The organism is Bradyrhizobium zhengyangense (assembly GCF_022012435.1).
Lineage (GTDB): Bacteria > Pseudomonadota > Alphaproteobacteria > Rhizobiales > Xanthobacteraceae > Bradyrhizobium > Bradyrhizobium zhengyangense.
Map to the genome: position 1 here is coordinate 43,697 of NZ_JAKLUA010000018.1, position 24,932 is coordinate 68,628.

Consider the following 24,932-nt stretch of genomic DNA (forward strand, 5'->3'; position numbering starts at 1 on the left):
CACGAGCTGGCTGACCCGCCTCATCGTGGTCGTGGCCATGCTGGTCGCTGTCGCTACCGCGATCTATCTCAGCATGGACGAGACCTTCGGCTGGGACGCGCGGGTGAACTGCGCCGCCGTCGATGCCCATATCGCCGGGCTTGATCCCTATTTCGTCAAGAACCTCAGCGACGCGAAGTATTCCTATCCTTATCTGCCCGCGACGCTGGACGCTTTTCGTCCGCTCTGCGCCGGCGGCGTCCTGGTTGCCCATTACAAGAGCATCTATCTCTTTCTAGCCATCCTGTGCGCGCTAGCGTTGCCTTGTCTCGGCGAGAGACGCCGAAGCCTCCGCGACACCGCGCTACGGGTCATCTTCGTGCTTGGCGGCTTCGTCGGGCTTGAATGGATTCTGGCGACCGGCAATTTTGCGATCTTCAGCGGCCTGCTGACCTCGGTGGCGTTGGCTCTGTTGCTGCGTCCGGCCCGTTCCGAAGGGCAGGGGAACAAGACCTTGTCGCTGCAGCTGGCCGGGGCTGCGCTGCTCGGCCTCGTGACCTCGTTCAAGCTGGTCTACTGTCCGATCCTCGCTGCGCTCTATCTCTTGCCGCTGCGGCGCTCGCGCAAGCTGATGCTGATTGCTGTTGCAGCCGGTGCATTCGCGCTGCCGATTCTGATCTCGGCGGTGTTTTACGCAAACCTGTTTCCGAGCTGGCTGAGCGCGATCTCCGGCCAGATTCCGGGGCAACATTCGCCAGGTGACGACCTCAATCCGTCGCTTCTGTTCCTCGCGCTCGCTCTCGCGGACAGTCTCGGGCTCGGCGGCAGCAAGCTGATCGCTGCCTCGCTTTATGGCTTCGCCGCGGTGGCGCTCGTGATCGCGCCGCTCGCTGTTTCGGTCTGGCGCATGGTTGCTGCGCACGGGCCGGCCGACGCAAGATCACCCCTAAAATGGTTCGACCGCTGGCTGATTGAGCATCCCGTCCCGGCAATGCGCCTCGTCGTGCTGACGATGTATGCGCTCTACCTCTGCGCCCCGCGACTGAAGGAATATGCCTTCTTCGATATCGCCCTCTACGCCGCCATTCTCGTCGTCGATCTTCCTGCAGCCGGGCTTGCCGTCGTCCTGGCAATTGCGGTCGGCATCCCTGCGCTGGCGTCGATCACAGGGTATGTCTTCATAGATGGCTTTGATCAGCTGGCGATCGCGCTGCTGTGCTTCTGGATCATCCTGCGGGCGCAATCGGCAGCGCCGGGGCAGGTGGTGCGGGCAGCCGGAATCGAACCGGCACAGCGCTTGCGCGCCGAGGGATTTTAAGTCCCTTGCGTCTACCAATTCCGCCATGCCCGCTTGATCCAACGAGATCAAACACTTAAGTCCCGTCCAACCGTCTGGAACTGGCGCTTCGGCCGGACAGGGGGTTCTTCCTTAAGCGAGCCGGCGGCACAAGGCAAAGCCTCAATCCGGACATCTGGTCCTGCTTTAGGCATTCTCAATTCACGGGGACTATTTTGCGACCCATGCCTGCTTTGCCTTTCTCCTCCCTGCGCTTGCCTTGCGCGGTTGCCGCGCTCGTCGGGGCCGGCTTCGCGCTGTCAGGCTGCGCCGGCGTGAGCGAGACGATCGCTCCAGCCTTCGCCGATCCTGCCAGATACGAATTGTACGACTGCAAACAGCTCGAGGCCGAGCGCAAATCGCTCGCCACGCGTACCGCGGATTTGCAGAAGCTGATGGACAAGGCCGAGACCGGGACCGGCGGCGCGGTCGTGTCCGAGCTCGCCTATCGCAACGACTATATCGCGGTCCGTGGGATGGCGCAGCTGGCCGAGGATGCGTGGCGCCGCAACAGGTGCCGGGAAACACCGCCTGCTGCGGCGTCGGCGGCGACCGCGCCCCAACGGCCGGACATCAAGCCCGCGCCGAAACGCTAGGGCCTCCAGCCGTAAATCCAGTCCTGCCGCGCCAGCATGCGCTCAGGTCCCAGCGCGCGGATCACGAGATCGCGCGCGATCGCGAAGGGGCCGCCCAGATGATAGATGCGGCCCTGCTGCCGCGCGGTCTGCTGCACCTTCCTGACACGAGCCTGACGTGCACGACCATATTGGGTCAGCGCCGCGGTGATGCCGGCCGTGTCCTCGGCCGTATCGAGGCTCAGATGCCGGGCGAGCATGGCTGCATCCTCGATCGCCATGCCGGCGCCTTGCGCGGCAAACGGCAGCATCGCATGCACGGCATCGCCGAGCAGCGCGACCGGGCCCTTGCTCCAGGGGCATCCGTCGGGCACGCCGAACAGCGCCCATTTGCGCCAGCTGTCGACGGCGGCCAGCAGCATCCGCGCCGTCGGCGGCCAGCGCGGCGCGGCGAAGGCCTCCATCACCTCGAAGGGATCGCCGGGCGTACTCCAGCCCGGCCTGTTCCAGGTGCCCGGCAGCACCGCCACCACGTTGAGCTGGCGTCCGCCGGCGATGGGGTAGGCGACCAGATGCGCGTTCGGGCCCATCCAGAGCTGCACCCGCCGCGCTGTAAAATCCTTCGGCAATTGCGTGGCATCCAGCGTGCCGCGCCAGGCGATCAAACCGGAGAAGCGCGGCTGCACCTCGGGAAACAGATGCTGGCGCACCGTCGACCAGATGCCGTCGGCGCCGATCAGCGCGCTGGCGAGATCGCTGCGCCTGATGGTGCCGCTGCGATGGACGACTGTCAGTCCCTTGGCGTGAGGCGCGACATCCTCGAAGGTCGCGCCCAGCTTCAGATCGATATCGGGATGATCAGCGACTGCGCCCGCGAGCGCCGATTGCAGGTCGGCGCGGTGCACGACCCAATAGGGCGCCCCGGCGCGCGCTGACGCCGCATCACCGAGCGGCATCCGCAACAGCTCCCCGCCGGCGCGCGCGCTCATGATCGACACCGCGTCCGGGACCACGGCGCGCAGCTTCAGCCGCTCGGCGAGGCCGAGCTCGACCAGCACGCGGCTGGCATTGGGAGAGAGTTGCAGGCCGGCGCCGACTTCCTCGAGCCGCTCGGCCTTTTCCAGCACGACGATGCGAAAACCGCGGGCCGCGAGCGCGAGCGCAGCCGTCAATCCTCCGATGCCGGCACCGGCAATGACGATCGTTCGCGGGAGAGCCACCCCTGACCGAGGGGGACGGTCAGGCCACCTTGTCCTTCAAGACGCATTCCGGCGGACGGGCCTCGCCCGCCTTCAAATCGGCGGCGAAGCGGTACAGCGTCGAGCAGTACGGGCAGATGATCTCGTTGTCGTTGCCGAGGTCCAGGAAGACGTGCGGATGATCGAACGGAGGGTTGGCGCCGACGCACATGAACTCTTGCGAGCCGATCTCGATGACGGGGACACCGGCATCGTTATGGAAGTGCGGGACGACATGGTCGGACATCGTAGTTCATCCTGGAGTGGCAATGGCGGCAGACACAATCAGCAGTGACGCGGCATATTATCGACGCCGCGGACCATACTGATGGGTGCAAGTGATTGCTAGCCCGGCGGAACCGAAAGGTTCGCAATTGCCCCATGCTCATTTGCTCATGCAAATTCGACACAATCTTGTCGCCTCAGAGAAGCCCTTCTTTCGTCGGGGACGTTGTGTCGCAATTTTGGCATACTATGTCTGTGGACACGCGAAATTGCGACGAAAGACGAACCATCAGGCGCAAAATGATTCTGCCAATGTCCAGGCTTTCAGCATGAAGTGGCTGCGAATCAGCTCAGCGTTGGCAGGAATTGCTGCATGCAGCCTTGTGCTCGCGCAGGTAGCGCCGCATGCCCGGCAGGCCGGCGCTATCCTCGCCGCCCAGGATGATCCGGCGGCGCTGTCCGAACTCAAGCTCGATGCGACCCTCGCGAACAACGATCGCCTGGTTCAGGACAATATCGAGACTGCTCTCAAGGCTGATGATGCCGACCTCGCCGACAGCTTTGTCGCGCTCGCGCGTGACCGCAACATCGCACTGCCCGACGACCTGCTCGGCCGGGTCAGCGACGCCGTCAAGTCGGAAAACTCCTCTTCGCATTTCGCCAAGCGCTTCGCCACCGGTCTCGTCACCGGCAATGCCGAAGATGTCGCGAGCCTGTCAGGGACGGTCGCCGGCGATCTCTTCGTGATCGGCGATATCAGGGACGTCGTGCGCGAGGGCAAGCATCTTGCGATGGGCGAGGATACCGATCGCCTGGTGCTTGGTCTTGCCACCGCGGGTCTCGCGGTGACCGCCGTGACCTACGTATCCGCCGGCGGCGCCGCGCCTGTTCGTGCCGGGCTGACGCTGGTGAAGGATGCCCGCAAGGTCGGACGGCTCGGCGAAGGTCTCGCCGAATGGGCCGGCCGGTCCGCGCGCGAGGTGGTGGATACGCCGATGCTCCAGAACGCGGTCGCCTCCGGCTCGGTGCTGCGGCCGGGCGAGACGGTGAATGCGATCAAGGCCGCGTTCCGCGTCGAGAAGGCGGGTGCGCTGGTCCGGCTTGGCAAGGACGTCACGCGCGTGGCCGAGAAATCAGGCACGCGCGGCGCCATGGATACCTTGCGCATCGCCGAGGGTCCGAAGGATGTCGCGCGCGCGGCGCGGCTGGCGGAAGCACAAGGCAGCAAGACGCGCGCGATCATGAAGCTGCTGGGGCGCGGTGCATTGCTGCTCGTCGGCGGCGCGTTCGATCTCACGCTGTGGCTCCTCGGTGCCGCGCTGACGCTGTTCGGCCTGTTGTCCTCGATCAAGGCGACCACCGAGCGCCTCACGCAAGGATGGTGCGACCGCAGGCGGGCCCGGCGGCTTCGCCAGGCTAAACTGGCTGCCGAAGCCGCACTGGCCAACGCGGCCGCCACGGCCTAAGATTAAACCTCTCCCCACAACATTGCGGACCTGCTGATGCCGAGCTTTCACAACGGCGCTGTTGAAATTGCCTATCTCGACGAAGGCGAGGGCGATCCGATCATCCTGGTGCACGGCTTTGCCTCCAGCAAGAACGTGAACTGGGTCTATCCGACCTGGGTCTCGGAGCTGCGCAAGAACGGTCGCCGCGTCATTGCACTCGATAATCGCGGTCATGGCGAGAGCGCAAAGCTCTACGATCCCGCGCAATATTCGATCCCCACCATGGCCGGCGACGTATTGGCGCTGATGGATCATCTCGCCATCCCTCAGGCCGACATCATGGGCTATTCGATGGGCGGCCGGATGACGGCCTGGCTCGGTCTCAATGAGCCGCAGCGCCTGCGCTCGGCGATCCTCGGCGGCATCGGCATTGGCGGCCTGATTGAAGGCACCGGGCCTGGCGAGGTCGTCGCCGAGGCGCTGGAAGCGGCCTCGCTCGACGACGTCAGCGATCCCGTCGGTCGCACGTTTCGTGCGTTTGCCGATCAGACCCGCTCCGACCGCGTGGCGCTGGCCGCCTGCCTGCGTGGCACGCGCGATCTCATGACCCGCGACGAGGCCGCACGCATCGATGTGCCCGTGCTGATTGCAGTCGGCTCGACCGATGACGTTGCGGGCTCGGCCGGCGCGCTCGGCGCGATCATCCCCGGGTCCGAAGTGCTCGACATCCCAAACCGCGACCACATGCGTGCGGTCGGCGACAAGGTCTACAAGTCGGGCGTGCTGGATTTCCTGTCACGCCGCGGTTGAGCTGTCTCGACTGGATCGTCGTCGCCGAATGCACGAAACAGCGCCATCAGCACCACGAAGGTCGCGACCCACACCATCCGCGCGCCGTAGCGGTCGTGCGGGCCTGAGATCACACCGCAGATGAAGGCGTTGCCGAGCAGGGCCAGCGTCACGGTCCCCGCCAGCAGCGTCAGGTCGTCGAGCCGGCGATGGGCGAGCGCGTATCCGAGCAGCGCGAGCAGCCCCAGCATCGAGACCAGCGCGACCGGCACGTGCAGCCAGTTGACGTAGTCGAAATCGAGCTCCCAATTCTGCTGACGCGCCGCGCGCATCGGCGCGACCTGCGCCGGAATGTAGCGTTCGATGATGCCGTAGGTGTGCGGAATCCAGACACTGGAGCCTTCGCCGGTCGCCACATGCAGCAATTGTTGGCCCGTCGCCCGCAGCGCCGCACCGGCCTGCCACGCCGGATAGTCCGCGAGCGATCGTTCGACGATGGTGCCCATCTCGTCATTAAGCCCATCGAAGCGGCCGAGCGTGTTGAACATGCTGTGGCCCCATAGGAATTCGTCAGCGGTGGCCGGCAGCTCATTGCGATAGGGACAGAGCTTGAAGTTTTCGCGCGGGCAATGGTCGTTCAGGAATTGCGCAACGATGCCGTCCTGCATCATGCGACCGAAGGCGACGCCGGTGCCGCCCGGCGTCCAGGCCCATTTGCCTGACAGCGCGTGGTTGGCTGCGATCAGCATCAGCGCCCCTGCGACGATTGTCAGGCTCGCCTGGGCCAGTCCAGCGATCGGCAGACGAGGCCCAAGCAACGGCCGCGCCATCCAGCCGACGGCGCAGAGCCCGAACAGCACGCCGAGCGTGGCGCTGTGGGTTGCGGCCGCAAAGGCGGTGAAGACAAACAGCGCGGCCCGCTCCGCCCAAGAGATGCGGCTGCCGCCAACGACCAGCAGAAACAGCGACAGCACCGACAGCCCCGCGAAGATGTCGGTGAGCAGCATGCTGGCAAGCCAGGGCAGGGCCGTCGACAGGATCAGCAGCAGGCTGATGGCCGCGAAGCGGGCCGTCTGCATCATCGAGAGGACGCGTAAGGTGAGCTGCAACAGCCACAATGTGACCAGCGACTGGACCGCGAGATTGATCCAGAATCCGGAGCTCTCGCCAAGGTGCAGATAGATGCCGAATACGGTGGACCGGCTCGGCACCAGATAGCCTTCGTACCAGCGCGCCAGATAGCCGCCGGTATCCCATTGCAACAGCGGATAGCCGTTCCAGAACGCCGGCGCGATCAACAGGAGAGGCAGCGCCACCGCCGCCAGCCGCAGCCAAAACGTACCCGCGGCGCGCGCGCGCAATTGATCGGTGGTGATGCTCAAAACGGCTCCGTGGTCATCAGGACCATGCCCGCAATAAGGGTCGGGACGAAATTCACCAATAGTTTGACGCGACCCGGCTTGAATTTGGCGAGACTCTGACCATTTCAAGCCGACCTTGCCGCCTGGGGACGCCAGAAGAAGTTCTTGTGTTTCAAGGCGTTGGCGTGCTTTCGCGGGGCAAGGCGCTGTTCACTCTCAGGCAAGCCCGTCAGGACTTTGTCGCCTACACTGTGCTATAAAGCCAACAAAACCAGCCGTTCGAAAGAGCAGATTCCAGAGAGACAATCATGGCAGTGCATCAGGTCAATCCGGGAGGAAAGCTTGCTTCGCTCGATCCGATCTGGGACCGGATCCGTGGCGAGGCGGAGGACATCGTCTACCGCGAGCCCGAGCTTGCGACCTTCATCTACTCGACGGTGCTGCACCACAGCCGGCTCGAAGATTCGGTGGTCCACCGCGTCGCCGACCGGCTCGATCACGCCGCGCTCTCGGGTGATCTGGTGCGCCAGACCTTCGACGAGGCGCTGCGCGACGATCCTGATTTGGGCAATGCCTTCCGCGCCGATCTCGTCGCCGTCTACGACCGCGATCCCGCGACCTCGCGCTTCATCGATCCCTTGCTCTACTTCAAGGGCTTTCACGCGATCCAGACCCATCGCCTCGCGCACTGGCTCTATTTGAAGGGCCGCAAGGACTTTGCTTACTACCTGCAGAGCCGCGCCTCCGCGGTGTTCCAGACCGACATCAATCCCGCCGCGCGCATCGGCCGCGGTATCTTCCTCGACCACGCCACGGGCTTTGTCTGCGGCGAGACGGCTGTGATCGAGGACGACGTCTCGATCCTGCACGGCGTCACGCTTGGAGGCACCGGCAAGGAGAACGAGGACCGTCATCCGAAGATTCGTCATGGCGTGCTGATCGGCGCCGGCGCCAAGATCCTCGGCAATATCGAGATCGGCCATTGCGCGCGCATCGCCGCAGGTTCGGTCGTGCTTGAGCCCGTGCCGCACAACGTCACGGTCGCGGGCGTGCCGGCCAAGATCGTGGGCAAAGCCGGCTGCGCCGAGCCATCGCGCACCATGGACCAGATGATCAACGCGATGGGACTTTAAGCGTGCACGTTAAGGGCCGGATTTGCCGGCCCTTTTCGTCCCCAAATTCTTTGGCAATTCATGCTGGCGGTTCGCCGCATCTCGTCCTAAAACCCGCCGACCAATTTTGATCGGAGACTTGCCGTGGACGTCAAAGAAGTCAGAAAGCTGGATGCGTATCTGAAACGCGTTTTCGGCAACCCGAAGATCCGCGTCGTGCCGCGGCCGAAGAAGGACGATTCCGCCGAGGTCTATATCGGCGAGGAGTTCATCGGCGTGCTGTTTGTCGACGACGAGGACGATGATCGCTCGTTCCAGTTCCAGATGGCGATCCTCGAGGACGATCTGGTCGATCAGGAATAATTCGACGCACGGGTCGTCCTCTTGTGTCCCGGACGCACTGCAACGCCTAAAGCGTTGCAGTGCAGAGACGGGACGCCGAAGCCACACAGCGCATCTCTGCAACATGGGCCCTGGCACTGCAGCGCACCGTCGAAAAGACGCTGCGCTGCGTTCGGGGCACGAGATCGCGTTTTGAGTACAACTGCATCAACATCGTCATTGCGAGCGCAGCGATAATTAGCCGAAGCGCACCATTTCAGCCTCAAATTAGAATCGAGAGTATTCGGAGTGTTCTGCCAGCAGCACAATCTATGTACCGAAGGCTTCTTCCTCGCCTGTCACTCGTCTTCAGTTGCAGATTTCCACGCTTGAGGCGCCCGAAGAACTCGGAGTGCTTTGGCCGGGCTTCATTCCAGTAGCCTCAAGGTGGCAGCCCGGCCGGACTGAACGGCAACCCGCATTGTTACAAAACATTTGACCTGTCGCCTGCGGCTTCGCGGGTGAGGACTCGACTTTCTTCCTCGCGTCGTCTCGCGGCTTGGCATCCTCGCGAGTGGCAACCGGCTTCTTGTCCTGAATCTTCTCGCATTCGTTGTCGTCGTTGACGCGATAGCCGATGCGGCAGGCGATCTTCACGCAAGCATCGCCGTCGGCCTTGAATCCGCGATCGCACACCAGCGGGCAGACCCGGCCCGGCTTGGCCTTGATTGCGTCGAGCGCGTCGAAGCTCGCCTGCTTGGCATCGAACTTCGTTCCGGCATATTTGTTGAACAGCGTTAGCGAGCGCTGCGATGTCGCATTCCAGTCGCCGTCGGCCGCGGCCGCCAGACAGCCGACTCGACGCAACTCGGACTGAACCAACTTTGCCGTCTCTTGCGGCGACAGGCTCGGCTGCGACGACGTCGGGGTCACGGCGGCAACTTTCTGTTCGCTCTCCCGCGCTTTTGCGTCCGCAGCCTGCTTCGCAGCCAAATCGGCAGCGGCCTTGTCACTTGCGACCTTGTCGGCGAGCACCTTCTCGGCGGCCTGCTTGTCGGCCAGCGCCTTGGCAACAGCGGCCTCGGCATCCTTTCTACGCTGCTCTGCTGCGGCCGCCTTGGCTTCCTCGATTTGCTTGGCCTTTTCTGCCGCTAGCCGGGCATCTTCGGCGGCCTTGGCTGCCGCTCCTGCCTTGTCCTGCTCGGCCTTCTTCGCTCGTTCGGCTACCAGTCTTGCTTTCTCCTCCTCGGCTTGTCGCACCTTCTCAGCCGCTGCAGCACGGGCGTCTTCGGCGGCAATCCGATTGAGCTGGGCCTTGGCGAGGTCTGTGTAGAATCCGCTCGGGTAGCGGTTGAGGAACGCCGCCCAAACTTCGCGCGTGCCGAGTTGGAGCGCCAGTTCGTAGGCGCGCCGGATTTCGCTGTCCGGGTTTGCCTGCGGTCCAGCCGCGACTGGCTTCGCCGGAACCAGGGCTAAGTCATCTCCGCCGAGCGAGCCGTAGACAAAGGGCTCCTGCTTGTTGCCGGTGGCCTTGAGCACGTCGTCACGGACGAATCGAAAAGCCTTGCCGAGATCGAGGCCCGGCGTCGGCAGGCGTTCGACCAGAGCGGCGGCAAACGGGCTGTTCTTCGCATCACCATCCGAGGCAGTCGAGCCGGCCTTGGCCGCAAAAGCGATCATGGTGTTCGGGCTGGTCGGCTCGACCTTGGCGAGGCCGCGGCCGATCGCGCGCGAGGCCATGGTCCGCTTCATGGTCTTGGCGAAGGGATTGTCGCGACAGGCATCCAGGATGACGAGCCGGAGCTGCTTGGCCGATTCCACGGCGAACAGCGCGCGGTCGAGCGCAACAGTCTCGTCGAGCACGTCGCCGTCGGTCTCCAGAGCGGCGTCGGTGGGGATCAGGTAGTTGGTGCCGTCGAGCTCGATGCCGTGTCCCGCATAGTAGATCACCGCAACCTCGGCATCGCGGGTCTTGCCCGCAAATTCGCGCAACGACCTGCGCATGTCTGCAGCATTCAGGTCGAGCCTGACATCGACATTGTCAAAGCCGGCGGACTTGAACATGCCACCGACCAGGGTGGCGTCGTTCACCGGATTGGTGAGCCGCGGGGCGCTCTTGTAGGCCGAATTGCCGATCACCAGCGCGACACGCTTTTCGGCAAACGCCGCGCCGCAGGTGAAACTTGTAAGAAGAAGGGCAATCAGGACTCTCAGCATATGCGGCCAACCCTCAATCGCAGACCTCAGTCATATGTCCCTGAGTGAAAGCAGCCTTAGGCAGCTGCAAGCGGCATCCTTGTCGCACCGGACGACACATTGTCGAGTTGCAATAGATCTGCCCCGTGGTCTGCGGCTTTGCCGGCGTGGCTTCGCTCTTCTTTCTCTCGTCGTCTCGCGGCTTCGCATCCTCCCGGGTGGCAACCGGCCTCTTGTCCCGCGTCTTCTCGCACTCGTTGTCGTCATTGACGCGATAGCCCGCGCGGCAGGTGATCTTCACGCAGGCATCGCCATCGGCCTTGAAGCCGTGCTCGCAGACCAGCGGGCAGACCCGGCCCGATTTGGCTTTGATGGCATCGATCGCGTCGAAGCTCGCCTGCTTGGCGTCGAACTTCGTTCCCGCGTATTTGTTGAACTGCGTCAGCGAACGTTGCGATGACGCATTCCAGTCGCCATCGGCTGCGTCCGCGAGACAGCCGACACGGCGCAACTCTAACTGAACCAGCTTCGCCGTTTCCGCGGGGGAAAGTCTCGGCTGCGACGAGGTCGGGGCAACTGTTGCAACCTTCTCTTGACCGTCGGCCATTTGCGGCTTCTCGGTCACTTGCTTGTCAGCCGCCGCCCTGTCGCTCGCGATCTTGTCGGCGAGCGCCTTCTCGGCGGCCTGCTTGTCGGCCAGCGTTTTGGCAACGGTAGCCTCGGCATCCTTTCTGCGCTGTTCTGCTGCGGCCGCCTTGGCCTCTTCGATCTGCTTGGCCTTCTCGGCGGCAAGCCGGGCGTCCTCTGCCGCCTTGGCGGCCGCAGCGGCTTTCTCCTGTTCGGCTTTCTTGGCGCGCTCGCCCGCGAGCCGGGTTTTCTCCTCTTCGGCCTGTCGTGCCTTGTCGGCAGCCGCGGCGCGGGTTTCTTCGGCGACAATCTTCTTGAGCTGCACCTTCGCCAAGTCCGCATAAAAACCGCTCGGGAAGGCCCGCAGAAACGCCTCCCACGCGTCGCGATCGCCCGCTTGAAGTGCGAGTTCGTAGCCCCGGCGGGTCGCATCATCGGGGCTCGCCTGCGGTCCTGTGGCCGCTGGTTTCGCTGGTACCAGCGAAACATCATCGCCGCCGAGCGAGCCGTACACATAAGGCTCCTGCTTGTAGCCCGTACTCTTCAGCACGTCGTCACGAACGAATCGAAAAGCCTTGCCCAGGTCGAGCCCCGGCGTCGGCAGACGTTCGACGAGAGCGGTGGCAAACGGGCTGTTTTTCGCATCGCCGTCCGAGGCGGTGGAGCCGGCCTTGGCCGCAAAGGCGATCATGGTGTTCGGGCTGGTCGGCTCGACCTTGGCAAGGCCGCGGCCGATTGCGCGCGAGGCAACCGTGCGCTTCATGGTCTTTGCGAACGGGTTGTCGCGGCAGGCATCAAGGATGACGAGCCGGAGCTGCTTGGCCGGTTCGACAGCGAACAGTGCGCGATCGAGCGCAACGGTCTCGTCGAGCACGTCGCCGTCTGTCTCCAGCGCGGCGTCAGTGGGGATCAAATAGTTGGTGCCGTCGAGCTCAATGCCGTGTCCGGCATAGTAGATTACCGCAACCCCGGCATCGCGCGTCCGGCCCGCGAACTCCCGCAGCGCCCTGCGCATGTCGGCAGCATTCAGGTCGAGCCTGACATCGACATTGTCGAAGCCGGCGGACTTGAACATGCCACCGACCAGGGTGGCGTCGTTAACCGGATTGGTGAGCCGCGGGGCGCTCTTGTAGGCCGAATTGCCGATCACCAGCGCGACACGCTTTTCGGCGGCCAGTGCGGAGCCGGTCCCGAGCCAGGCTGAAAGCCAGGTCGCCACAACAAACAAAACAAACAGCCGAAGCCGCATTCCAGCCCCCGAATGCAATAGCGTCAGATTATCCGCATAATGGCCGAATGCAATTTGTGGTCTGTGACATCAGTCACATTGCTGGCAACCGCGTTATTCAAGTCAATCAATCCCTCCATGATACCATCATGCCCTGTATCGGCCGAGGGTAAATATCGAAAAAGCAGAATTATTGAAAATCAGAAGCCGTGACGGGCGCCGGGCTACTTTGCATGTGCGGATCGCGTCCGCAGGTGCCGACCTTTTGGCGTCGAGATCTGGTTCTTCGCCAGAATACCGCGCGCCGTGGCGTCAGGCAGTAATTGCCTTTCAGCCGTGCCTCAATTGCACACTTCGTATTGTTTCCCTGAGTCCATTGAATTCCTCCCGCTAACAATGCGACAGCCGGGGGTTACCGGCCGACAGCCTGTCGTATTGCAAAGGATCTGACCAGACGCCTGCGGCTTCGAGGGCGCCGATTCGACCTTCTTCCTGTTGTCGTCTCGCGTCTTGGCATCCTCGCGGGTCGCAACCGGCTTCTTGTCCTGCACCTTCTCGCACTCGTTGTCGTCGTTGATGCGATAGCCGGCGCGGCACGCGATCTTGACGCAAGCGTCGCCATCGGCCTTGAAGCCGTGATCGCACACCAGCGGGCAGATCCGGCCCGGCTTGGCCTTGATGGCATCGAGCGCGTCGGAGCTTGCAAGTTTGGCGTCGAAGTTCGTCCGGGCATATTTGTTGAACTGCGTCAGCGAGCGCTGCGACGTCGCATTCCAGTCGCCGTCGGCCGCGGCGGCCAAGCAGCCGACACGACGGAGTTCGGACTGAACCAGCTTCGCGGTCTCCTGGGGAGAGAGGCTCGACGGTGAAGAGGTCGGGGCAACGGCGGCAACTTTCTGTTCGCCCTCCTGCGATTTCGCGTCCGCCGCCTGCTTCGCAGCCAGTTCGGCAGCCGCCTTGTCACTTGCCATCTTGTCGGCGAGCGCCTTCTCGGCAGCCTGCTTGTCGGCCAGCGCTTTGGCGACGGCGGCCTCGGCATCTTTCCTGCGCTGTTCGGCTGCCGCAGCCTTCGTTTCCTCGATCTGCTTGGCTTTCTCGGCCGCGATCCGGGCGTCCTCGGCGGCTTGGGCAGCCGCAGCGGCCTTCTCCTGTTCGACCTTCTTGGCGCGTTCGGTTGCCAATCGGGCCTTCTCGTCCTCGGCCTGCCTGGCCTTTTCCGCAGCTGCAGCGCGAGCTTCCTCGGCGACTATCTTGCTCAATTGACCCTTGGCAAGGTCGGTGTAGAAGCCGCTTGGGTAGCGGTTGATGAACGAGGACCAAACGTCCCGGGTGCCAATCTGGAGCGCCAGTTCGTAGTCGCGCCGGATTTCGCTGTCCGGGTTGGCCTGTGGACCGGCTGCTGCCGGCTTGGCCGGTACCAGCGAAACGTCATCTCCACCAAGCGACCCGTACACATACGGCTCCTGCTGGTAGCCGGTGGTCTTGAGCACGTCGTCGCGAACGAATCGAAAGGCCTTGCCCAAGTCGAGGCCCGGCGTCGGCAGGCGTTCCACCAAAGCGGTGGCAAAGGGGCTGTTCTTCGCATCACCGTCCGAGGCGGTCGAGCCGGCCTTCGCCGCGAAGGCGATCATGGTGTTCGGGCTGGTCGGCTCGACCTTGGCGAGGCCGCGGCCGATCGCGCGCGCGGCGATCGTGCGCTTCATCGTCTTGGCGAACGGGTTGTCGCGGCAGGCATCCAGGATGACGAGGCGCAGCTGCTTGGCTGGTTCGACTGCGAACAGGGCCCGGTCCAGCGACAGCGTTTCATCGAGGACGTCGCTGTCGGTCTCGAGCGTCGCGTCGGTGGGGATGAGGTAGTTGGTCCCGTCCAGCTCAATGCCGTGACCGGCATAGTAGATCACCGCGACGTCGGCCTCGCGCGCTTTGCCGCCAAACTCGCGCAGCGCCTTGCGCATCGCGGCGACGTCCAGGTCGAACTTGACATCGACCGAGTCAAAACCCGCTTTCTTGAACATGTCGCCAACCAGCGCGGCATCGTTCGCTGGGTTCTTCAGTCGCCCCACGTTCTTGTAGGCCGAGTTGCCTATGACGAGCGCTACGCGCTTTTCGGCGGCCAATGCAGAGCCGGCCGGCGCTAGCCAGGTCGCAAGCCAAGTCGCAACAATTGACAAAATGAACAGCCGAAGCCGCATTCCAGCCCCCGAACGCAATAGCGTCAGATTATCCGAAGAATGGCCGAATGCAATTTAAGGCCTGTGACATCAGTCACATTCCTTGCAGCCGGGTCGTTCAGGTCGATCACCCCACGTTGCCATTGTGATCCTGTTTTGCCCGACGGGTCAAGCCGGAATTCGAAAAATACGAAACCGCGCGGCTGGCCCCCCGGCTACTGTGCATGGGGTTGTTTTCGATTTTTTGTTGCGGTGGCCAGCGCTCAGCCCTTCGGCCCGCGCAGCTGCGCCGTCAGCCTGTCCATTGCACCGGCGACATCGCGCCATTGCGACAGCCAGCTCCGCGGAAAGCGGAAGGTGAGATCGGCGCCGTCGACGCGGCGCTCGGACAGGCACATGCCGGGCGTCGATGCATCGCGCGTGCAGCGCGCGGCGAGTGCGGGCGCGCTTGCGGAATACAGATCCTCGCTGCCATAGGGCGTGTCGCTGCGGAAGGCGCGCATCGTCAATCCGTCGTCCGGCGCTGTCGCGGCCTGCTCGAGATAGCGCGGATAGATTGTCGCCGTTCGCTGCTCGGGCGAGAGCGCATCGTGATGCGCCGCGATCGACAGGAAGATGCGGTCGATCGGCTGCATCGCCGTGTCGACGGTGTCGGCGGTGACATGCGTCGGCCCGCTCGGTGCGTCAAGCGAAGGATAGAGGAAGTCGAGATCGATGCGCTCCTGCGGTCCGGAGTGCCGCTGGATCTTCATCCGGATCGCGGAGATCGGCAGATTGAACAGCGTGCCGCCGACGCTGACGGGCAGCTTGTCCGGTGCATCAGCGCCGCCCGTGCTCCAGGTCGGCCACAGCAGATAGGCAACCAGGCCGACGGCGCTCACGGCGAAGGCACAGGTGAGCGCGAGCGGGATGAGATGGGTCCGCGCACGCGCCTTTGCGCTCATCTTGGCGTTCGTCCTGGAAGAGCGAGGGGAGGTTGCCGAAAACACCGTCATGACGTCGCGCAAATGGGTCCGGGGCCGGTCGGCCGATGGCCGACGAATCACCGGCGAATATGCCACGTGGCGGCGATTTCGCGGAGGGTTCCGGGTTGCCGGGAGGGCGGGGGGCTCTGCTTGGGCCGGGCGGCGGCGTTAACCTTCGCTTAAGGATAATGTAGCGTTAGCCGGCACTATTTGTCACAGGAAGGGTCCTCGCGTTGCGTATGGGCGGACTGTTCCGATGACACCTGAAGCTCTCAACACCTTCTTCTCGATCTGCATCGGCTTCGCGCTCGCGGGTGCGCTCGCGAATGGATACCAGGCGATGTCGCAACGGCCCGCAGGTTTCGGATTGCTGCAGGAGGGCGTGGCGCCGAAGACGTTTGCGGCCGTGCCGTTCCTGGTGTTCGCGGCGCCCTTCATCATCATGCGCAATACGCTGCGCGGCATGCGGCTCGAAAGCCGCCGCTTCGAGTTCGTGATGATGGCAACCGTCATCGCCTGCTTCTGGAGCATGATGAGCGGCACCTTCTTCCTGATGACGCTGCGCGCGACCGGCGTGATCGGCTGACGCCTTGCAGGGCTGTGCGGCAGCCCTTTGCTTCCGTGTCGTCGTTTCGCTATGGCTTGGGTTGACGTGACAGGAGACCTCCATGGCGATCTACGAGCTCGACGGGCAGGCGCCCGATCTTCCCACCGACGGCAACTACTTCATCGCGGAAACCGCGACCGTGATCGGCAAGGTGCGCCTGAAGCCGGGCGCGAGCGTCTGGTTCGGCGCGGTGCTGCGCGGCGACAACGAGTGGATCGAGATCGGCGAGGGCGCCAATGTGCAGGACGGCTCGACCTGCCACACCGACCTCGGCTTTCCGCTTGTCATCGGCAAGAACTGCACCGTCGGCCACAACGTCATTCTGCACGGCTGCACCGTCGAGGAGGGCGCGCTGATCGGCATGGGCTCCATCGTCATGAATGGCGCGAAGATCGGCCGCAACAGCATCGTTGGTGCCGGCTCGGTCATCACCGAGGGAAAAGAGTTTCCCGAACGATCGCTCATCATCGGCTCGCCCGCGCGCGTCATCCGCACGCTCGACGACGCCCAGGTGCAGAAGATGGGAAGCGCGGCTAGGTTCTATGTCGCCAACGGCCCCCGCTTCAAAAAGGGCCTCAAGCGGATCGGCTGATCCGCACTCCGGTTCCATTTGCTCCTGCCGTAAAAATACCGGCAGGTATTTTAATCCTCCGCTAGCGCAATCAGGCCTATCGTGACGCTCGTTCAACCAGGGAGAGCGGCGCCATGGACGCTGCAGCGTCACAGTCGGGTCTCGAGGCCGTCATCCGGCTTTTGAAGAAATTCGTTCGCTTCGCGCGCGGCGCCGACACGCTCAGCGTCGCGGAGAAGGTCTACAGCATCGCCGGCTGCCTCGCGATCGTCACCACCTTCCTGCTCGTGATGTCGGTTCAGACCGTCCGGTTGCAGACGACCTACCGCCACATGTATGCCACCTCGGCGGAAGCCGCGATCAGCATCGGACGCATCAACGCGCTGATCTATGCCATCGTGATGGAATCGCGCGGCATCTACATGTCCGGTGATCGCAGCACGATGAAGCCGTTTGCCGAAGGGCTCGAGCGTCGCAACCGTGAGCTCGCTGACGCCGTGAAGGGATTGGAGCGGACCGCCGGTGACGACGATGCCGATCAGTTGGCCAGCTTCCGCGAGCGCATCGCGCAGTTCATCGAATTCCGCCAGGAGCTGGTGCGGCGCGGGCTCGAGATCGGTCCGGCGGCCGCGCGCGAATGGGGCGACAATGACGCCAACCGGACGCTGCGGAGCAAGCTCAACGTCGACCTCGAGACGCTCGAAAGAATTTATCGCCAACGGGCCCAGGAAGCCGACGAGCTCGCCGACACCAACCGCTACGCGGCGGCCTATCTGTTCATGCTCGGGCTCGCCGCGCTCTATCTCGCCGGCCTCAACGTCGTCGTGATGCGAAGCTCGGTGGTCGGGGCGCTGGCCGAGATCACGCGGGCGACCGACCGGATCGCCGACGGGGACGTCAAGAGCGAGGTGCCGCATCTTGGCCGTCACGACGAGATCGGGCATCTTGCGCGCGCCGTGCAGCACTTCCGCGACGCCGTTGCGCGCATCTTCGAGCTCGAGGAGCTCGAGCTCGACACCGCGCAGGCGCGCGACGCGGCGATGACCGAGCGCGACAAGTTCAACGACAAGTACCAGGCCAAGAAGTGGCAGCTCTCCGCCGCGATCAACAGCATGCCGCAGGGCCTGATCATGCTCGATGGCAAGGCGACCGTGGTCGCCATGAACGCCAATTATCGACGGATCTATAATCTGCCGGAGACGATCCAGGCCGGCTCGACGCTCGAGGAAATCCTCCAGCACCGGGTCAAAAGCGGGTTGTTCAGCGGCGACGTCGCAAAATATGTCGGGGCCGTGCTCGATCGGATCGCCAAGCGCGAGCCAACCGCCTACGAGATCGCCTTGAACGACGGCCGCATCATCAAGATCTACGAACGGCCGATGGACGGCGGCGGCTGGGTGTCGGTTCAGGAGGACGTCACCGACCAGCGCCAGCGCGAGCGCATCCTCGAGCGGATGGAGCGCTTCCTCGCCACCATCATCGAGAATGTCGCCGAGGGCATCATCGCCAAGGACGCGCGCAATCTGCGCTACGTCTTCGTCAACAGGGCCGCCGAGAAGATGATCGGGATGTCGCGCGGCGAGATCATCGGCAAGACCGCGCGGGAATTGTTCTCCGCGGATGCCGCCGCATTGATCGAGAAACGCGACCAGCAGCTCCTGGCGCAGAAGCAGCAGCTGGAGCCGATCGTCGACACCATCGACAATCCCGCCCGCGGCCGCCGCGTGATCTCGGCCCGTCGGGTCCAGATCGGCGGCGCTGGCGAGGAATCCCACATGTTCGTGACCATGGTCGAGGACCGGACCGAACAGATGGTGGCCGCTGCATAGCGGCCCGCGCGGCGTACATCGACGCGTCAGCTTCCCTCGGATTCGCGCGCTTCGATTGCGCCCGCGACCTTCTCGTGGCCGGCGGCCCACAACGCGTGCTCATCACTGCCGTCCAGGTAAGGATTGGCTTCGGCGGGGATGTTCTCGCGCGCTGCGCACTCGCCCTCTGCAAAGGGATCGCGATCGGTCATCGTGCTCTTGCCTTTCTGGTCCGGGGGCGTGGGGGCGATTTGTCTGTCGCGCCTTCGACGCGCGCGCTCTCGCGCAGGGCGTCCCTGAGGTCGATGGGAATGCCGTGCTTCTTCAGGAGGTCGGCGAAGGCTTCATCCGCAAGCTCCTGAAAGGTCGCCATCCTGTCGCGTCCCAATTGCTTCAGCTTGTCGAACGTGTCCTCGTCGAATGCGATCAATTTGCGCATGATCGTGGTTGCCTTCCTGTTTCAAGCTGATGTGACGGGATTTGTTCCGGAACCTGTCTTTGCTGCAACGGTTGATCGGGCAGGGAGATTTTCCAATGGCCCAACCGTCTGCAAGCGCTTCGATCAAGATGTTGATCGTCATCATCGGCCTCGCTGCAATGCCCGTTGTATCGTTCGGACAGACGACCGGCGGTGCGACCGGATCGACCGGCGGCGTCGCCAATGCGCCGGCGCCGCCGCCCGGCACCAACAGTCTGGGCACGGCGCAATCCTCCGGCGCGAACACTGCGGCCGGCGTCACCACCGGGGCGGCCTCGGGCACGAACCCCGACGCCGATGCTGCGGTGAGTGCCGAGAACCGGCTGCTCGACAAGAAGATGAAGAGCATCTGCCGCGGCTGCTGACGCTCGCGCGGAAGTGAGCCGGTCCGCCTATCATCAACGGTCGAGGGACATTAGCTTGCCCCGGTTTTCAAGTGTGGAGTGTTTCCACGCGGAGGGTGAGTTGATGTTGCGCAAGATGATCGTGGCCGCACTGGCCATCGCGGCGGTTGGCCTCGCAGCGCCCCAGGCGGCGCAGGCGCGAGGCGGTTTCGGTGGCGGCCATTGGGGTGGTGGTGGCCATTGGGGCGGTGGCGGGTTTGGCCATGGCTGGCACGGCGGCGGCTTCTGGCCGGGTGTCGCGATCGGCGCCGGTATTGCAGGCGCCGGCTATTACGGCGCCTATGGCTACGGCTACCCGTACTATGGCGAATACTACGGCGTCGGTTACGAGGACTATGGCGCGCAGTGCTACCCCGTGCGGCAGCGCGTGATGACGCAATGGGGCTGGCGCGTCCGCCGTGTTCAGGTCTGTGAATAGCGGCTGCCAGTAGGGTGCGACTCGATCGAGGCACCGGGATACCGCAACATTAAAAAACAAGGCCGTTGACGCAGTATACCGTCAACGACCTTGCCAGCCCCGGATATTGAAATCGGCTCACGCCATCCGGTAGAGGGCAGCATGGCGCGGAATCATACGGACGAATGTGATCCATTTCACATCTGGCGAAAATAAAGGGCCGCGGCGCGGGATCCAATCAGCCGCGAGAGCGTTTGCGGGCGCTGGCATGAACGCGGTGACGTGCCGGTTTCCTTGGAGTAACCGAGGGTGTGTCGGCCTCGGTTGACCGGACGCTGGCAAAGGATTGCCGCAACCCGTCGATGGACTCGTTCAGACTGGCGACCTGATCCGACAGGCGCTTGGTGTCGGCCTGCTGCGAGGCGAGCAGCTTCTTCATGGTCTGAAGCTGGTCCTGCACGACCTGGAGCTGGTCGATCGATTCCTGCTGGGTCGCCTCCAATCCCTTGGTCTTCTCGACCAGTTGTTCGGAGGCCTGCGCCGCGCGCACCTGAAGCTGCCGCGAGGCGACCACACGGTCGGTCTCAGGCGCAGCACCAGTATAGGCGCGCCAGATCGCGATCGAGGTGACGCCGGCGATCAGGAGCAGCAGCGCGGCAGCCGTCAACGCTATCGGCTGGGCACCGAGACGAAGGAGGGGATTGGACGGTGTGTCCTCTGCGAGATCGATCATCGCTGACAAAGCCCAAATTGAAACTTGGAGAGTGGCGAAGAACGGCAGCACAAGAACGCAGAACAAGGCGGCCGGTGCGCCCCGAAAGTGTTACTGTTCGGCAACAATTGGGACGAAAAGGTGGCCGCTTGGGGAAAAAGCTAAGGTTCCGGCGGAGCTTCGGCGCCGCTTAGTGACGGGCTGCCGTCAACGAAGGCTGGATCGTCATGCGATAGGCGATGAACGCGGTGCCGTCGAAGGTTTCCACGACCTCGTCGCAAGCCGGACAGCGATACTCGCCCGAGTTGGCGGGCGGCGTGGCAAGCTCGAGCCGTCGAAAGCCGGCTCCGCACGCTAAACAGGTGACATCGTTCTTTTTCGTGCACGGCCCCGTAGAAATACTGGTGCGGGTCTTAGCACGGCTTGAGGCAAACTGGGGTCGCTTGTGACAGACACATCAAAGTTGATCGCGCCGTCAGGCGCGGAATGTCAGGGCTGAAACGGCGCAAACGGGCCTGAATAGGTCTTCGCGCGCGGCGCTGCGTAGGGCCCGAGCCGGGATGTCGAAAGCCCGAGCCGGACCAGTCCTTCCGCCAGCGTCACCGCGGCAGCAACGCCATCGACCACGGGCAGACCATGGGTGCCGGCGAGTTCAGCTGCAAGATCGGCCATGCCGGCGCAGCCGAGCACGATGGCCTCGGCGCGGCCGCCGCGGATCGCAGCCGTGATCTCCGTGGAGATCTTGCCGAGCGCTTCAGTATTGCGGTCCTCGAGCGCGAGCACCGGGACTTCGGCGGCGCGGACGCAGGCACAGCGCTCGGCAAGGCCGTATTTCCGCAAATTATGTTCGATCGGCACGATGGAGACGCCAAGCGTCGTGACCACGGCAAAGCGCGCCGCGACCAGGCTCGCCACGTGAAAGCCGGCTTCGCCGATGCCGATGACCGGCGCTTTCGCGATGGCGCGCGCGGCATCGAGGCCGGTGTCGTCGAAGCAGGCGATGATGTGCGCATCGGCACCGTCGCGGTCGGCCTCGCGGATGCAGCCGAGCATACCGGGGACAGCGAAGGCCTCGTCGTAGAATCCCTCGATCGAAACCGGCCCCATCGCGGGCTGCCGCGCGTCGATCACCGTGTCGGGCAGCGCGATCGCGCGCGCCGCCGCGGCGATCTTCGCCGTCATCGTGGTCGTGGTGTTGGGATTGACGACGTGCAGTCGCATCGCGATCAGACGAGCCCTTTGCCGGCGTCCGAGCCCTTGGCCGCCTGGCGCTTGTTGAGCATGTGGATGGTCCCCAGCGCAAGCGTGATCACCGCGAAGGACACCGCGGAGATGATGGTGCCCAGCGCATAGATATCCGGGTTCGTCACCGTCGTGGTAAGGCCCTGAAGGTCGAGCGGCAATGTATTCACTGCCCCGATCGCCTGGCTGGAGCGCGCGAGTTCGTCCCAGGACAATGTGAAGCCGAACAGGCCGATGCCAATCACCGACGGCAGGATGATCGGCAGCACGACGTAGCGGAACGTTTGCCACGGCGTCGCGCCAAGATCGCGCGCAGCTTCCTCGAGCCTGGGATCGAAGCGGTTGAAGATCGCAAACATGATCAGCAGGCCAAACGGCAGCGTCCAGGTCAGGTGCGCACCCAGACCGGAGGTGAGCAGGCCCATCGAGGTCTCGAAATTCTCGTTCCAGTGCGCCTTGATCAAATCGTCGATGATGCGGAATTCCAGCGAGATTCCGAGCGAGGTGATGATCGAGGGCACGATCAGGCTCGCGATCGCCGAGTAGAACAGGATGCTCTGCATCTTGAACTTCCTGCGGAAGGCCATGCCGGCGGCGACCGACAGCACGACAGTGACGGCCATCACGATGACGCCGAGCAGCAGCGAGCGGCGGAAGGACGCACCGAGATCGACGATGCCGGTGCCCTGGAACAGCTTTGTCAGCCAGTAGGTCGACACGCCGTTCATCGGGAAGGTGAGGCCGCCCTGCGGTCCCTGGAACGACAGCACGTAGATCGCGATCATCGGGCCGTAGAGAAACAGCACATAGGCCGCGAAGAAGATCGCAAGCAGGTAGAATGAGCGCGGGCGTCCTTCCTTCATCGCCTACAGCTCCTTCTTGATGTCGACGATGCGCGACATCATGGTGATGATCAGGAACGTGATGACGAGCAGGATCACGGCATTCGCGGCCGCAGCCGGGAATTGTAGCGCGTTGACCCGGGTCTCGATGATCTTGCCGGCGGCGGCGATCTGCTGGCCGCCCATCACGCCGATGGTGATGAAGTCGCCCATCACGATGGTGATGACGAAGATCGAGCCGATCACGATTCCTGGCTTGGCCAGCGGAATGATGACGTTGACCAGTGTCTGAAAGCCGGAGGCGCCGGCGTCATAGGCGGCCTCGATCAGCGACTTGTCGATGCGGATCATCGAATTGAAGATCGGCACCACCATGAAGAAGGTGAAGAGGTGGACCAGCGCCAGCACCACGGAGAACTCGGAGAACAGCAGCCATTCCACCGGCTGGTTGACCAGGCCCGTCTTCATCAGGCCGGAGTTAACGAGGCCATTGCGCCCGAGCAGCGGGATCCAGGCGATCATGCGAATGACGTTGGAGGTCCAGAACGGGATCGTGCAGAGCAGCGACAGTCCCATCTGCCAGGTCTTGGACTTGACGTGGAAGGCGAGGAAATAGGCGACCCAGAAACCGATGAAGAGCGTGATGGCCCAGACCAGGAAGCAGAGCTTCAGCGTCTTCAGATAGGTTTTGCCGATCGTGCAGAGATCGGGAAGCTGCGCGATGCAGCCCTCGAACGTGTCGGTGTAGCCGCGGCCGGAAAAGGCCGGCAGCAATTGATATTCGTTGTAGTCCCAGAACGAGACGATGACGACGAAGACCAGCGGGATCAGGAAGAAGGCGAGAAACACCAGCATCATCGGCCCGGCCTGGAGCCAGGAGACCAAAGACGGCGACAGGCGCGCGGATTTCGCCGCGCGCCTCGTCTCGGATCCCCGGACGAGGTCCGGGGATGCCTGTTGCAGAATGTCTTCCGACGTATCCATCACGCGGCGATGAACTCGTTCCACTTGCGGACCATGTAGTCGTTCTCGTCCATCACGGCGTTCCAGCAGGCGACGCCGCCCATGCGGTCCTCGTAGGAGCCGCCATCACGCACCGCCCCGGCCTTCTCCAGCAGCGAGCCGTCGGGCGCCTTGATGTCCTTCTCGGCCGCCTTGCCTTCCATCCAGTAGGCCCACTCGTAGGGCTCCATGTTGGCCTTCGCGGTCGAGAGTACGGCCGAGTAGTAGCCTTGGCGGTTGAGGTAAGCGCCGGCATAGCCGGACAGGAACCAATTGACGAACTCATAGGCCCAGTCGAGCTTCGCACCCGACACGCCCTTGGAGACGCAGAAGCCGGAAGCCCAGGAACGATAGCCTTCCTTGAGCGGCTGGAAGGTGCAGGCGATGCCCATCGAGCGCACCTTCGTCACAGCGGGCGACCACATCGACTGAATGACAGTCTCACCCGACGCCATCAAGTTCACGCTCTCATTGAAGTCCTTCCAGAACGCGCGGAACTGGCCGGCCTTCTTTGCCTCGGTCATCACCTTCATGGTGAGATCGATCTCTTCCTTGGTCATGTTGCCCTTGTCGGCATATTTGTACTTGCCGGTGGCTTCCACGACCATCGCGGCATCCATGATGCCGATCGAGGGGATGTTGAGGATCGAGGCCTTGCCCTTGAATTCGGGATTGAGCAGCTCCGACCACGAGCTGATCGGTCGCTTGATCAGATCGGGGCGGATGCCGAGCGTGTCGGCGTTGTAGACAGTCGGGATCAGCGTGACGAACTCGGTCGCCGTCTTGGAGAACGTCTTGGAGTCCTTGCCTTCGAGATAGAGCACCTTCCAGGGCGCGGTGCCCTGACCGCCGATCTTCTTGCCGCCGGGCGTCTCGCCCTTGGTGAAGACGGGGGTGATGTTGTCGAATTCCTTGATCTTCTTGGCGTCGAGGGCAAGGATGTTGCCCGACGGCACCAGCTTCTTTAGCGAGAAATATTCGGTGTCCAGCACGTCGAAGGAGTTCGGCTGGGTCATCACGCGCTTGGTGACGTCGTCGGTCGTCGCGGTGATGTATTCGATCTTGATGCCGGTGTCCTTCAGGCACTGCTTGGAGATGTCGTCGCCCTCGTTCACGGCGGTGCCGAGATAGCGCAGCACCTTCGGTTCGGCCGACATCACGTAGGGAAAGCCGGTGATGGCGCCGGAGCCGGCGGCAAGGCCCGCGAGACCCGCGGTGCCCTTGAGTAGCGTGCGGCGGCTGACGCCGGTCTTTTTGGTCGTCTCGGTCATTCCAATCACTCCTCTGTGTTGCGCATT

The 24,932-nt window shown here is 63.5% G+C and carries 26 protein-coding genes and 1 tRNA gene; 10 read left to right on the top strand and 17 right to left on the bottom strand.

Going from position 1 to position 24,932, the window contains the following annotated elements; genetic code table 11:
* Window positions 1-343: 343 nt before the first annotated feature.
* The 3 genes from L6637_RS34560 to L6637_RS34570 all read right to left on the bottom strand — a co-directional run bounded on the left by L6637_RS34560 (window position 344) and on the right by L6637_RS34570 (window position 1,330).
* The gene (locus L6637_RS34560; RefSeq protein ID WP_237866230.1) at window positions 344-901 is read right to left on the bottom strand and encodes a hypothetical protein; all 558 of its coding nucleotides are present in this window, start codon (window positions 899-901) and stop codon (window positions 344-346) included.
* A gap of 24 nt (window positions 902-925) precedes the next feature.
* Entirely contained in the window at window positions 926-1,222 is a 297-nt protein-coding gene (locus L6637_RS34565) for a hypothetical protein (RefSeq protein ID WP_237866231.1), read from the bottom strand.
* A 19-nt stretch (window positions 1,223-1,241) separates the two neighbouring features.
* A tRNA-Leu gene (locus tag L6637_RS34570) sits at window positions 1,242-1,330 on the bottom strand.
* Between the two features lie 170 nt (window positions 1,331-1,500).
* Between L6637_RS34570 and L6637_RS34575 the strand changes: the two genes are divergently transcribed.
* Complete coding sequence (locus L6637_RS34575) at window positions 1,501-1,911, top strand: twin-arginine translocation pathway signal (RefSeq protein WP_237866232.1); 411 nt, start codon at window positions 1,501-1,503, stop codon at window positions 1,909-1,911.
* Here L6637_RS34575 and L6637_RS34580 read toward each other — a convergent pair.
* Both L6637_RS34580 and L6637_RS34585 read right to left on the bottom strand, forming a co-directional pair.
* The gene (locus L6637_RS34580) at window positions 1,908-3,110 is read right to left on the bottom strand and encodes an FAD-dependent monooxygenase (protein WP_237866233.1); all 1,203 of its coding nucleotides are present in this window, start codon (window positions 3,108-3,110) and stop codon (window positions 1,908-1,910) included. The genes L6637_RS34575 and L6637_RS34580 overlap by 4 nt on opposite strands.
* A 19-nt stretch (window positions 3,111-3,129) precedes the next feature.
* Window positions 3,130-3,375, bottom strand: a complete 246-nt coding sequence (locus L6637_RS34585) for a zinc-finger domain-containing protein (protein WP_007602543.1) — start codon at window positions 3,373-3,375, stop codon at window positions 3,130-3,132.
* A gap of 307 nt (window positions 3,376-3,682) precedes the next feature.
* On the opposite strand from L6637_RS34585, the gene L6637_RS34590 reads away from it, so the two are divergent.
* Together L6637_RS34590 and L6637_RS34595 are read left to right on the top strand one after the other, a co-directional pair.
* Window positions 3,683-4,819: a hypothetical protein gene (locus L6637_RS34590; protein WP_237873481.1), complete on the top strand. Its 1,137-nt coding sequence runs from the start codon at window positions 3,683-3,685 to the stop codon at window positions 4,817-4,819.
* A gap of 36 nt (window positions 4,820-4,855) precedes the next feature.
* Complete coding sequence (locus L6637_RS34595; protein WP_237866235.1) at window positions 4,856-5,611, top strand: alpha/beta fold hydrolase; 756 nt, start codon at window positions 4,856-4,858, stop codon at window positions 5,609-5,611.
* Here L6637_RS34595 and L6637_RS34600 read toward each other — a convergent pair.
* Window positions 5,569-6,972, bottom strand: coding sequence for a hypothetical protein (locus L6637_RS34600; RefSeq protein WP_237866236.1), 1,404 nt, complete (start codon window positions 6,970-6,972; stop codon window positions 5,569-5,571). The genes L6637_RS34595 and L6637_RS34600 overlap by 43 nt on opposite strands.
* Before the next feature lie 287 nt (window positions 6,973-7,259).
* Here L6637_RS34600 and cysE point away from each other — a divergent pair, with 287 nt between their 5' ends.
* Window positions 7,260-8,084: a serine O-acetyltransferase gene (gene cysE, locus L6637_RS34605; RefSeq protein WP_237866237.1), complete on the top strand. Its 825-nt coding sequence runs from the start codon at window positions 7,260-7,262 to the stop codon at window positions 8,082-8,084.
* A gap of 123 nt (window positions 8,085-8,207) precedes the next feature.
* Window positions 8,208-8,426, top strand: a complete 219-nt coding sequence (locus L6637_RS34610) for a DUF3126 family protein (RefSeq protein WP_007602550.1) — start codon at window positions 8,208-8,210, stop codon at window positions 8,424-8,426.
* Between the two features lie 327 nt (window positions 8,427-8,753).
* Here L6637_RS34610 and L6637_RS34615 read toward each other — a convergent pair whose 3' ends face one another.
* The 4 genes from L6637_RS34615 to L6637_RS34630 all read right to left on the bottom strand — a co-directional run bounded on the left by L6637_RS34615 (window position 8,754) and on the right by L6637_RS34630 (window position 15,550).
* On the bottom strand, window positions 8,754-10,601 hold the full coding sequence (locus L6637_RS34615; protein WP_237866238.1) for a caspase family protein: 1,848 nt from the start codon (window positions 10,599-10,601) through the stop codon (window positions 8,754-8,756).
* A 13-nt stretch (window positions 10,602-10,614) separates the two neighbouring features.
* The gene (locus tag L6637_RS34620) at window positions 10,615-12,456 is read right to left on the bottom strand and encodes a caspase family protein (RefSeq protein ID WP_237866239.1); all 1,842 of its coding nucleotides are present in this window, start codon (window positions 12,454-12,456) and stop codon (window positions 10,615-10,617) included.
* 320 nt (window positions 12,457-12,776) lie between these two features.
* Complete coding sequence (locus L6637_RS34625) at window positions 12,777-14,627, bottom strand: caspase family protein (RefSeq protein ID WP_237866240.1); 1,851 nt, start codon at window positions 14,625-14,627, stop codon at window positions 12,777-12,779.
* Between the two features lie 242 nt (window positions 14,628-14,869).
* The gene (locus L6637_RS34630; RefSeq protein ID WP_377803204.1) at window positions 14,870-15,550 is read right to left on the bottom strand and encodes a hypothetical protein; all 681 of its coding nucleotides are present in this window, start codon (window positions 15,548-15,550) and stop codon (window positions 14,870-14,872) included.
* A gap of 277 nt (window positions 15,551-15,827) precedes the next feature.
* On the opposite strand from L6637_RS34630, the gene L6637_RS34635 reads away from it, so the two are divergent.
* The 3 genes from L6637_RS34635 to L6637_RS34645 all read left to right on the top strand — a co-directional run bounded on the left by L6637_RS34635 (window position 15,828) and on the right by L6637_RS34645 (window position 18,578).
* Window positions 15,828-16,157, top strand: a complete 330-nt coding sequence (locus L6637_RS34635; protein ID WP_237866242.1) for a DUF6949 family protein — start codon at window positions 15,828-15,830, stop codon at window positions 16,155-16,157.
* An 82-nt stretch (window positions 16,158-16,239) separates the two neighbouring features.
* Window positions 16,240-16,770 (top strand): gamma carbonic anhydrase family protein, encoded by a 531-nt coding sequence (locus L6637_RS34640; RefSeq protein WP_237866243.1) that lies wholly within the window; start codon window positions 16,240-16,242, stop codon window positions 16,768-16,770.
* 113 nt (window positions 16,771-16,883) lie between these two features.
* Complete coding sequence (locus L6637_RS34645; RefSeq protein ID WP_237866244.1) at window positions 16,884-18,578, top strand: PAS-domain containing protein; 1,695 nt, start codon at window positions 16,884-16,886, stop codon at window positions 18,576-18,578.
* A 26-nt stretch (window positions 18,579-18,604) separates the two neighbouring features.
* On the opposite strand, the gene L6637_RS34650 is transcribed toward L6637_RS34645, so the two are convergent.
* Window positions 18,605-18,769: a hypothetical protein gene (locus tag L6637_RS34650; RefSeq protein WP_237866245.1), complete on the bottom strand. Its 165-nt coding sequence runs from the start codon at window positions 18,767-18,769 to the stop codon at window positions 18,605-18,607.
* Window positions 18,766-18,996, bottom strand: a complete 231-nt coding sequence (locus L6637_RS34655; RefSeq protein WP_237866246.1) for a hypothetical protein — start codon at window positions 18,994-18,996, stop codon at window positions 18,766-18,768. Before L6637_RS34655 ends, L6637_RS34650 begins: the two co-directional genes overlap by 4 nt.
* 95 nt (window positions 18,997-19,091) lie before the next feature.
* Here L6637_RS34655 and L6637_RS34660 point away from each other — a divergent pair, with 95 nt between their 5' ends.
* Together L6637_RS34660 and L6637_RS34665 are read left to right on the top strand one after the other, a co-directional pair.
* Complete coding sequence (locus L6637_RS34660; protein WP_237866247.1) at window positions 19,092-19,400, top strand: hypothetical protein; 309 nt, start codon at window positions 19,092-19,094, stop codon at window positions 19,398-19,400.
* Between the two features lie 103 nt (window positions 19,401-19,503).
* Entirely contained in the window at window positions 19,504-19,857 is a 354-nt protein-coding gene (locus L6637_RS34665; protein ID WP_237866248.1) for a hypothetical protein, read from the top strand.
* Between the two features lie 217 nt (window positions 19,858-20,074).
* On the opposite strand, the gene L6637_RS34670 is transcribed toward L6637_RS34665, so the two are convergent.
* The 5 genes from L6637_RS34670 to L6637_RS34690 all read right to left on the bottom strand — a co-directional run bounded on the left by L6637_RS34670 (window position 20,075) and on the right by L6637_RS34690 (window position 24,905).
* Window positions 20,075-20,569, bottom strand: a complete 495-nt coding sequence (locus tag L6637_RS34670; protein ID WP_237866249.1) for a hypothetical protein — start codon at window positions 20,567-20,569, stop codon at window positions 20,075-20,077.
* A 468-nt stretch (window positions 20,570-21,037) separates the two neighbouring features.
* Window positions 21,038-21,769 (bottom strand): aspartate/glutamate racemase family protein, encoded by a 732-nt coding sequence (locus tag L6637_RS34675; protein WP_237866250.1) that lies wholly within the window; start codon window positions 21,767-21,769, stop codon window positions 21,038-21,040.
* Between the two features lie 5 nt (window positions 21,770-21,774).
* Window positions 21,775-22,653 carry an ABC transporter permease gene (locus L6637_RS34680; protein WP_237866251.1) on the bottom strand — a complete coding sequence of 293 codons (879 nt, stop codon included), beginning with the start codon at window positions 22,651-22,653 and terminating at the stop codon, window positions 21,775-21,777.
* A 3-nt stretch (window positions 22,654-22,656) separates the two neighbouring features.
* Window positions 22,657-23,616, bottom strand: a complete 960-nt coding sequence (locus L6637_RS34685) for an ABC transporter permease (protein ID WP_237866321.1) — start codon at window positions 23,614-23,616, stop codon at window positions 22,657-22,659.
* Window positions 23,616-24,905 carry an ABC transporter substrate-binding protein gene (locus tag L6637_RS34690; protein ID WP_237866252.1) on the bottom strand — a complete coding sequence of 430 codons (1,290 nt, stop codon included), beginning with the start codon at window positions 24,903-24,905 and terminating at the stop codon, window positions 23,616-23,618. The genes L6637_RS34685 and L6637_RS34690 overlap by 1 nt, the downstream gene beginning before the upstream one ends.
* Between the last annotated feature and the right edge of the window lie 27 nt (window positions 24,906-24,932).

Coding starts and splice junctions, on each gene's coding strand:
- cysE (WP_237866237.1), top strand. CDS start 7,260: ATGGCAGTGCATCAGGTCAATCCGGGAGGAAAGCTTGCTTCGCTCGAT.
- L6637_RS34585 (WP_007602543.1), bottom strand. CDS start 3,375: ATGTCCGACCATGTCGTCCCGCACTTCCATAACGATGCCGGTGTCCCC.
- L6637_RS34680 (WP_237866251.1), bottom strand. CDS start 22,653: ATGAAGGAAGGACGCCCGCGCTCATTCTACCTGCTTGCGATCTTCTTC.
- L6637_RS34635 (WP_237866242.1), top strand. CDS start 15,828: ATGACACCTGAAGCTCTCAACACCTTCTTCTCGATCTGCATCGGCTTC.
- L6637_RS34640 (WP_237866243.1), top strand. CDS start 16,240: ATGGCGATCTACGAGCTCGACGGGCAGGCGCCCGATCTTCCCACCGAC.
- L6637_RS34670 (WP_237866249.1), bottom strand. CDS start 20,569: ATGATCGATCTCGCAGAGGACACACCGTCCAATCCCCTCCTTCGTCTC.
- L6637_RS34615 (WP_237866238.1), bottom strand. CDS start 10,601: ATGCTGAGAGTCCTGATTGCCCTTCTTCTTACAAGTTTCACCTGCGGC.
- L6637_RS34685 (WP_237866321.1), bottom strand. CDS start 23,616: ATGGATACGTCGGAAGACATTCTGCAACAGGCATCCCCGGACCTCGTC.
- L6637_RS34665 (WP_237866248.1), top strand. CDS start 19,504: ATGTTGCGCAAGATGATCGTGGCCGCACTGGCCATCGCGGCGGTTGGC.
- L6637_RS34630 (WP_377803204.1), bottom strand. CDS start 15,550: ATGAGCGCAAAGGCGCGTGCGCGGACCCATCTCATCCCGCTCGCGCTC.
- L6637_RS34660 (WP_237866247.1), top strand. CDS start 19,092: ATGGCCCAACCGTCTGCAAGCGCTTCGATCAAGATGTTGATCGTCATC.
- L6637_RS34645 (WP_237866244.1), top strand. CDS start 16,884: ATGGACGCTGCAGCGTCACAGTCGGGTCTCGAGGCCGTCATCCGGCTT.
- L6637_RS34655 (WP_237866246.1), bottom strand. CDS start 18,996: ATGCGCAAATTGATCGCATTCGACGAGGACACGTTCGACAAGCTGAAG.
- L6637_RS34625 (WP_237866240.1), bottom strand. CDS start 14,627: ATGCGGCTTCGGCTGTTCATTTTGTCAATTGTTGCGACTTGGCTTGCG.
- L6637_RS34675 (WP_237866250.1), bottom strand. CDS start 21,769: ATGCGACTGCACGTCGTCAATCCCAACACCACGACCACGATGACGGCG.
- L6637_RS34595 (WP_237866235.1), top strand. CDS start 4,856: ATGCCGAGCTTTCACAACGGCGCTGTTGAAATTGCCTATCTCGACGAA.
- L6637_RS34575 (WP_237866232.1), top strand. CDS start 1,501: ATGCCTGCTTTGCCTTTCTCCTCCCTGCGCTTGCCTTGCGCGGTTGCC.
- L6637_RS34690 (WP_237866252.1), bottom strand. CDS start 24,905: ATGACCGAGACGACCAAAAAGACCGGCGTCAGCCGCCGCACGCTACTC.
- L6637_RS34620 (WP_237866239.1), bottom strand. CDS start 12,456: ATGCGGCTTCGGCTGTTTGTTTTGTTTGTTGTGGCGACCTGGCTTTCA.
- L6637_RS34590 (WP_237873481.1), top strand. CDS start 3,683: ATGAAGTGGCTGCGAATCAGCTCAGCGTTGGCAGGAATTGCTGCATGC.
- L6637_RS34650 (WP_237866245.1), bottom strand. CDS start 18,769: ATGACCGATCGCGATCCCTTTGCAGAGGGCGAGTGCGCAGCGCGCGAG.